Below are 4,031 nucleotides of genomic sequence, written 5' to 3'. Positions count from 1 at the left end.
TCAGTGCCAGGTGTGGGGTCGGGGTCTCCGGTGCCAGGCGTGGGGTCAGGGGTGCCGTCGCCGGGTACGGAGGGGCTGGTGTCCGGAGAGGGGTCATCCGGAGGGGTTTCCTTTTCCGTTCCTTTACTGCCGCAGCCTGCCGACAGCAGCAGTGAGAAAGTCGTGACAGCGAATGCCAGTCGAAGTTTCCGCAAACGGTGTTGCCTCCAGCAGGCCCAGCGAGAGGCACACCGCCACGCTCGGGAGCAGGCTCCCAGGCGTGGCAGGAGCCACCCTGTTCGGCGGACCCTGCGTCTGTTTGAGTGGAAGGCCCCAACCCTCGCGCCGGCGGGCGAGGACGAGCCTTGCGACAGTCCCCAACGCGCTCAAACGTTCTGAATTCCAACCCCGCACTGTTGACCAACGGGGCGAGTGGACAAGCCTTCCAGAGCCTGCTCGGGGGGCGGCTTCCTGGCGGGGGCTCAGGTGCCCAGTCGCCGGTACCACGCCTCGGTCCGGGGGATGGCGCCGCCCCCAAGCCGCATCGCCATGGACTGGTCCGCCGCGATGGCGATCCACGGCGCGAGCAGCCGATAGACCTCACGGTACAGCGGCAACATCTCCGCGTGGTCGACGTCGCCTGTCATGGGGGCTGGCCCTGCCTTGACCAGGGCGCCGTGCCGGGCTTCGAGCAGCTCGACTTCGGCGGGAAGCTGACTCCGCAGGGCCTTGAGCCCACCGAGCTGCTCCATCGTCCCTGTGAGGTAGTTCTTGCGAGGCGCATCGGGGGCCAGCCAGGTGCCGAGCAGTCCGAGGACCCGCTTCGTGACCGGCTTGTGGGCCTTCATCGTCTCCGTGGCGTGGAAGGTCAGCCGCTCGGGTGGGCACCGGGTCTGGAACAGGTCCCAGGCCGACAGCAGCCCGACGGAGCCGTCGTAGAACGAGCGGCTGGTATACAGGTTGATGCCGAAGACCCACGAGGTCAGCCGGATGCCGTCCTGGATGAGCTCGAGTTCGGAGGGTGGGGGTGCATGCATGGAGTCGGGGCCCTTGACCTGCTTCGCCTCGAAGTCCGCGGCGACGGGACTCGCACATACTCGAAAACAAGGCTCGAGGAGTGGCCGGTGCGCCGCTTCTACGCGCAAGTCGTGCAACGTCTGGCGCCACGCACTTGACGGCGCCTCAGCAGGAGCGCGAGCAGCGTGAGACCCCCCGGGAAGGCGCCCCCCGTGGTGGAGCACCCGCCCTCATCTGGGGGCGCGGGGGGCGGTTCCGGCCGATACGCCGGGACCAGGACGACGGGGATGGTCGCGGACAGCCCTTCGTCATCGGTCACGGTGACGCTGAAGCCGAGCTGCTTCTCCCCCCGAGCCCACGACTCCGAGGCCGTCCAGGAGAGCCGTCCAGTGTCGCTCAGCTGGACCCACCTGGGGGCGTTCGCGCTCAGGGTGAACCGGAGCGTGTCACCCGCCACGTCATGGGCGGGGACCTGGTACTCCATTCGCTGCCGGGTCGTCACGACCTGCTCGGGGATGGGAAGGACAAGAGGGGCTGTGTTCTCGACGGGAACCTCGAAGGTCCGGTCGAAGTGGGTTGTCGCCGTCTCCGCGCGCACGATGCCCCGCTGCGAGGACTGGCCGGTGACGTTGTCCGCATACACATGACGGATGAAGGGGCTCTCGCTCTCCGCATCGAAGCTCCCGTCCGCGTCGAAGTCCCAGCGGTAGCGAAGGATGGGCTCGCAGGCCTGAACGGCGCGGGCGGTCAGCCTCGCGTCGACGGGCTCCACGCGCCCCGCGCTCTCCCACTCCACCTCCTGGATGAAGGGAGGGCCGCAGACCGCGACAGCGCCCCACGTCTGGATGGGAGAGGTCTTCCCTTTCGCGTCCATGACTCGCACGGCGAAGCGGTGGGGCCCCCCATGGGATGCGGAGAACACCCGCGTGAGTCGCCCGATGGCCTTGGGCCACTCCCCTCCCGCGGTGCTCAGGACGAGGTCCGCCGCGTATGGAGTGAAGCGCTCTCCGTCATGGAACAAGTCCCATTGCACGACCCAGGGACCGATGGTGCCGTTCGCCCGGAACCAGACGGTCAGCTCGAACGGATGAGAAGTCTCGGGCACCAGGATGTTCGCGTCGACCCGCACGTCGGAGGGATAGGGCTTCTGGTAGTCCGTCAAGAACTGCAGGGTGGGCGAGACGACCCCAAGGGAGTCGATGAGCTTCACGGCCGCAACCGCCGCCTCGGGGGCCTGTGGAACGAGCCGGACGGCCGAGTTCGTCTCCTCGCCGGGGTGGGAGGTCCCTGGCGCCGCCGTCGAGATATCGACGTCGAAGCGGCCTTTGTAGTCGACATCCCACTGGACCTCCCAGGGCCCTGGGGAGCCACGTCCGCTGAAGTCGATGGAGAACAAGGCCACCTCTCCCAGGGCGGGATTCCAGGATGCGCGCCCCTTGTGGATGGAGGGGAGGGCAGGGAACCTGGGATGAACCGTCACCGCATCCTCTCCCGGGAAGGTGAAGGTGACGGCGCCCGTCTCCGGGGGGGACCAGTGCGCGGTGGCGATGCCATCACCGGCCACCAGGTCGGCGCCCAGGCCGTCGTCGAGGAGGTCGATGCTGCCAGGGGGGCTGCTCATGAGCACCGTTACGCGACCCGCGGCCTCGCCACAGCGGATGTTCAGCGCGGAGAGGGTGACGCGATCACCAGGCTCTCCCCAACTCGTGCCGCTGATGAACACCTCGCCCTGGGGCGCCAGTCGCCTTGCCACCGTCTGGTTCTCACAGCTCATCGAGCCCACTCCATCCGTACCGATGGCGCGGATGCGGCGGCCCGTCACGCTGACGTCCCGCAGGGCGGGCACCTGCTGCCCTCCGCTGAGCACCAGGTTGCGCAAGGTCCGCCAGTCGCGCGCGGGCACCTGCGCGGACAGGAGCGCCACGAGGCCGGCGACGTGGGGAGCCGCCATGGAGGTCCCGCTGTAGACGGCATACCCGCCTCCCGGCACCGTGCTCAGGATGGCTTCTCCGGGAGCGAAGACGTCCACGCGCTGGGGACCGAAGTTGGAGAACCAGGCACGCCGGTCCGACGCGTCCGAGGCACCAACCCGGATGAGGTGCGGCAGCGAGTACTCCGCTGGATATTGGGAGCCCCAGTTCTCGTCGAGGCTCATGGCTGTATTGCCCACGGCGGTCACGAAGAGGATTCCCGCGGGCAGGTTGCGCGCGATGGCTCGTTCGAGCTCTTGCGAGGGGAGGCGCCCTCCCCAGGAGCTGTTCGTGGCGACCACGTTCACCGGGTGCCGTGCTCGCGTCTTCAGCTCCGCGACGTAGTCGAGGCAGCGGATGGCGGCCGCGCCCGACAGGTTTCCATTCGCGTCCGTAATCCTGCAGGCGATGAGCTTCGTGCGGGGGCTCACACCCGTGACGCCGCGTCCGTTGCCACCGCGCGCGGCGATGATTCCAGCCACGTGTGTGCCATGGCCATCGTCGTCCCTGGGCGGCCTGGCCCCCGCCGCGTCCGTCGCGTCGATGCCGTGGATGTCGTCGATGTAGCCGTTGTTGTCGTCGTCGATGCCGTTGCCGGCGGTCTCCCCGGGGTTGACCCACAGGTTGTCGACCAGGTCCGGGTGCGTGAGGTCCACGCCCGTGTCGATGACGGCGACGACACCCGACTCACGCCCTTCGATGAGTTCCCACGCCTCCGGCGCATTGATATCCGCGTCCACGACGCCGAGCGTCTGCCCGACGTTGTGCAACCCCCACTGTTCGCGGAACCGTGTGTCGTCCGGCTGCGCGTTTTTCTCGAGGCGGTAGTTGGGCTCGGCGAACTCGACGCGAGGGTCCGCGCGATACTGTTCCAGGGCGCGCTCGACGCTCAATCCTACCGGAAGCCGGACGTGCTGAAGCCCGGGAGCCCCGCGGTACGCGTGGAGGACGCTCGCGCCCTTCACCACGGCAGCGCCGCTCGTGGCAAGTGCCTGCACGCCGCCACGGAACCGGACGAGGAGCTCTCCGTCGAAGTAGGGGCTCTCCTCCGTCGTGGGGCGGGAC

2 protein-coding genes are annotated in these 4,031 nt (G+C 68.5%); both read right to left on the bottom strand.

Annotated elements, in window-relative coordinates; translation table 11 throughout:
- Positions 1 to 461: 461 nt before the first annotated feature.
- A complete protein-coding gene (locus FJV41_RS48315) occupies positions 462 to 1,016 on the bottom strand; it encodes a type VI immunity family protein (protein WP_141649377.1) in 555 nt (184 codons plus the stop codon).
- 98 nt (positions 1,017 to 1,114) lie between these two features.
- A partial coding sequence (locus FJV41_RS48310) for a S8 family peptidase (protein ID WP_141649376.1) occupies positions 1,115 to 4,031 on the bottom strand: 2,917 nt, incomplete at its 5' end.

The organism is Myxococcus llanfairpwllgwyngyllgogerychwyrndrobwllllantysiliogogogochensis, from assembly GCF_006636215.1.
Classification (GTDB): domain Bacteria; phylum Myxococcota; class Myxococcia; order Myxococcales; family Myxococcaceae; genus Myxococcus; species Myxococcus llanfairpwllgwyngyllgogerychwyrndrobwllllantysiliogogogochensis.
The sequence above is the reverse complement of the archived record's forward strand: the minus strand, read 5'-3'. Positions and strand labels throughout refer to the sequence as shown.